Source organism: Nostoc sp. (assembly GCF_041747015.1).
GTDB lineage: Bacteria > Cyanobacteriota > Cyanobacteriia > Cyanobacteriales > Nostocaceae > Nostoc.
Window position 1 is genome coordinate 1 of record NZ_JBGTFY010000032.1, and the last position, 4,040, is coordinate 4,040.

A 4,040-nucleotide genomic window follows, 5' to 3' on the forward strand; every position below is an offset into this window, starting at 1 on the left:
ATTTGGAAGCAGCTACTAATCCCCGTTCCAGAGGTTTCTATGGGTAGAGACCTCGATCAGTTAATGCCTGAGCAATCCGGCCTACGCCTAATGTGTAAGCCGCCATTCGCAGAGAAACCTGCCGCACCTTTGACTCTTGAATAACATGGCGGTAGGCCTGCACCATTAAGGCTGCCATTTCTCGGTTGACACGCTCCTCATCCCAAAACACGTAGGAAAGACCCTGTACCCACTCCAGGTAGCTCACAACTACCCCTCCAGCATTAGTCAAGATGTCTGGTAACACTGTCACACCTCGCGCTAAGAGTGCCTGGTCTGCCTCTAAAGTTACTGGGCCATTAGCAGCTTCTGCAACAATTGATGCTTTAATCTGATTCACATTTTCGTGAGTGATCTGGTTTTCCAAAGCTGCTGGAATCAGAACATCGCAGGGCAGAGTCAACAGTTCGGCATTGGTGATTGATTTTGCTCCAGAAAGGGCAATAAGCTTACGGTTTGCCGCAGCATAGACTTTCAAAGCTGGAATGTCCAAACCTGCTTCCGCGAAGATGCCACCTGAACCCGTTGAAACAGCCAAAATCTTGGCTCCAGCTTGATGCAGTAATAAAGCCGCAGCGCTTCCTACATTCCCGAAGCCTTGGATGACTACTCGTGCTCCCACAAGCGACTCCCCTCTCTCTGCTAGAGCCTCGCGGACAATAATCATTACGCCACGTCCAGTTGCAAGTTCTCGTCCTCGGGAGCCACCAATTGAAATTGGCTTGCCGGTGACAACTCCCGGCACAGCGTGTCCAACATTTACTGAGTAGGTATCCATTATCCAGGCCATCTCGCGGGCGGAAGTACCCATGTCTGGGGCCGGAATGTCTACCTCTGGACCAATGTCTTTAATTAACTCGCTAGTATAACGACGAGTAATCCGCTCCAATTCACCTATACTGTAGTCTGTTGGATCTAAAGCAATCCCTCCCTTAGCACCGCCGAAGGGAATGCCTAGCAGCGCACATTTCCAAGTCATCAGCATTGCCAGGGCTGACACCTCCCGCAGTGTTACAGCCGGATGGTAACGCAGCCCACCTTTGTAGGGACCCAAAACGTCACAGTGCTGCACCCGATGCCCTGCTAAAACCTGCACTTCACCACTATCTAGCTTGACAGGAATTGAGACGGTGACTACTTTGCGGGGATTACTCAGGATTGCTAGCAATCCTTGGTCAAGCTGTAACTCTCGCACCGCCTGCTCTAGATAACTACAGGCTTGATCGAAGGGGCAGATATGTGCTGGAGTTGGAGCCTCCAGCGGCAGTGATGATGAAACCATACTGTCTTCTCACAATTGCGGTATTTCCGCAAACCCAATATCTATATGTAGTCTAGGCTTTTTCATTAGAGAAATACATTTTTTGTAAAATTCGTTACAGTATTCATTCTTGGCTTATGAGTCATCTCACAGCGTAGCTCAGGCGTAAAGAATGTCTTGAGAGTAGCTGTTTCTTGAGAGGCTGACAATATTGAGTTTTCCCAGATTGTCATTGGCAACTAAAAGTGATTTTTCAAAATTGAATAGAAAACTTAAACTTTCTATCCATTGCAACAGTAATCAACAAGAAAAAATCAGATTTTACTGATGTGTAACTATTATTTTCGGCTTTTTTAATGCTATATTTTTAACTCAATGTCTTGACTCCAGCAACGTTCCAAGAATTGAACGTAGTCTTGTTCCCAACAACACTCTAATAGCTCAACTTTGTACAAGTACCAAAAATGTACAGGATTTAAAACTACTTTAGCTAAAGGATTGAAGAGGAACTGAGTCACAAATTGACGTAGGGGAAATTTGATTTTAATTTTGCTATTTGTATTCATAGCCTAAAAGCCTCCATATTCTTACAAAACATTTATAAGTTCTCACTAAATAATTTGTAAGTTGTTGCAACTACTATTAATATATCTGAGTGAATGAGTTCATAGATTTTAATCTATGGCTACGCAGACAAAATTTACACCAAATATTGATTAATAGTAGATTTGCTTAATTACTAGGTTTGATTATGTCTTGTTTTCTTGCTAGATACTTTTCCTTCAAAAGGTTGAACTCCTGTTACTGGGTATTGATCGTCAGTGGGGCTAAAAATTCGGGATACTGCTCCTAAAATGTATTGAATTACTTGCTGGGGAGCAGATAAAATGTTCTGAAGCCGTTGCTGTAACTTTTTGATAATAGACATAGCTTTGTTCTCCTTTTTAAAAAATTTGCCTGTTTTCTGCTAAAACCTGAGTTAATTAAGATTGCTCTTGAGAAGAGCTATCAGCTTTAACAGTGATGCCTACCTCCGCTACTGAACGGCTTAACATCGACTGCGGTAGGTGTTTTTGCTGCTGACGATATACGATCGCCTCCCTAGCTTCTTCTTATGTGTTCACGATAAAAATATCTGGTAAGGTGAAGCCGCGAGCCCAAAGGGCAAGCCGTTCCCGGCATCGCCTTGTTGCGTGTCATCAAATAGTTGCTCCTTTTGCTGGCGCAGAAGATTTAGTACCTGAAAAGACTCTACAGAGGTTATGACAATTAGATATTTACTCCTGTGGTATCAAAGCTTACGAGATGCCATTGAGCCGCTTAACTACGGTCAAATTTTTAACACACTTAGCTTTACTTTGAGATTAGATAAACAATTTGAGGAACTTGTGAGGAAATAAGTCTCCAGACTATAATCCAAGACTGCTACTTGATCTGCTAACTGGAGCGGATTGAAAAGTTTGGCGATCGCCAACAAGTTAGTGGCTCAGTTGGGCTAGCCTGCGAAGTAGTTTAATCCGCTCTAGGCGATTGATGATCCGAGTCACCAATTCGGGCCCGACAATCGGCTTACTTACATAGTCATCTGCACCCACAGCAAACACCTGATTTATGGTGTCCGCATCTGTTGGCGCTGTGAGAAACAAAACTGGCAATCCGCCCCAGCGAGAATCGTTTCGCACTACCTGACACAATTCAAATCCACTTAAATACGGCATTTTAATATCCAGAATCAGCAGATCCGGCGAAGATGCTGCCAGCTTTTCCCAGAATTGCCGGGGATCGTCAAGGGTAACTACCTTGAGTCCCCAAGGCTCTAATAAGGTTCGCAGAATGGCTAAAATCTGGGGGTCATCATCGACGACCATTACTGTAGCTTCTGTAACCGGATCTGTTCGTTGCAGAAGCTGGGTAACTGCCTCTAGAACTTGATTTGGAGGTACTGGCTTTTGGAAAAAGCCATAACCACCTAACCGAGATACTTCAACGCGATTACTTAAACTATCGTGGGCTGTAAAAACCAAAACTGGCAATGCTGGCTGTTGCTTTCTAAGTTCTGCCAACAGCAGCAAACCCTCCTTAGTTGAGTTGGACACATCGGGGTCAAGTAGCACAACATTGGGATGGTCACGAGCAATTTTATCCCTAGCTTCAGCAAGCGTAGCTACTTCGGCGCGGATTCCTTGAGTGTGTGCCACAATTACTAATTCATCAGCAAGTTGGCGATCGCTGTCAATTATCAATAATTTAGGTTCATCTGCGTTCGGATCGGCTACTGTAACTAAACCATCTGGAGGGCGCTCTATTTCTTGGCGTAAAGCGGTAACCAATTTCTGGAAGAGTTTAACCTCTTTTGTGCCTGCGGATAACCCAGTTTGTAACAGATGTTCGATTTTCTTCGCTAGTTGGGAGCCTTTGCTAAAGCCAAAAGTCCCTAATGAACCTGCTAGGGTATGAGCTTCTTGCTCTGCTTCGGTGCGGAGTTTTTGACTAAATGTATTTTTTGATACAGCGGCGACAGCCTGCTCAAGCACCGCTACTTGATCGCTAATTCGGGGATTAAATCGCTCCCAAATCCCAGTTAAAGCGGTGAGGGGATGTTGACGGCTCGGTGCTTTTGGTGGTTTAAGGCGGTAACCAATGCCATAAACCGTTTCAATTAAGTCAGCAGCACCTGCTGATTTCAACTTCTGCCTTAACCCTTTAATCTGAGTCCTGACCGCTTCTTCTCCTGGAATTT

3 protein-coding genes are annotated in these 4,040 nt (G+C 44.5%); all 3 read right to left on the bottom strand.

Features of this window, described 5'->3' with window-relative positions; all coding sequences use genetic code 11:
- Positions 1-37: 37 nt before the first annotated feature.
- On the bottom strand, positions 38-1,321 hold the full coding sequence (locus tag ACEW80_RS02645; RefSeq protein WP_373525107.1) for a Glu/Leu/Phe/Val dehydrogenase: 1,284 nt from the start codon (positions 1,319-1,321) through the stop codon (positions 38-40).
- A gap of 718 nt (positions 1,322-2,039) precedes the next feature.
- Positions 2,040-2,228: a hypothetical protein gene (locus ACEW80_RS02650; RefSeq protein ID WP_373525108.1), complete on the bottom strand. Its 189-nt coding sequence runs from the start codon at positions 2,226-2,228 to the stop codon at positions 2,040-2,042.
- A 550-nt stretch (positions 2,229-2,778) separates the two neighbouring features.
- Positions 2,779-4,040: response regulator (locus tag ACEW80_RS02655; RefSeq protein ID WP_373525109.1), on the bottom strand; the 1,262-nt coding region annotated here is incomplete at its 5' end.

What these genes read in the sequence shown, in the direction of transcription:
- ACEW80_RS02645 (WP_373525107.1), bottom strand. Translation starts at nt 1,321, where the DNA reads ATGGTTTCATCATCACTGCCGCTGGAGGCTCCAACTCCAGCACATATC.
- ACEW80_RS02650 (WP_373525108.1), bottom strand. Translation starts at nt 2,228, where the DNA reads ATGTCTATTATCAAAAAGTTACAGCAACGGCTTCAGAACATTTTATCT.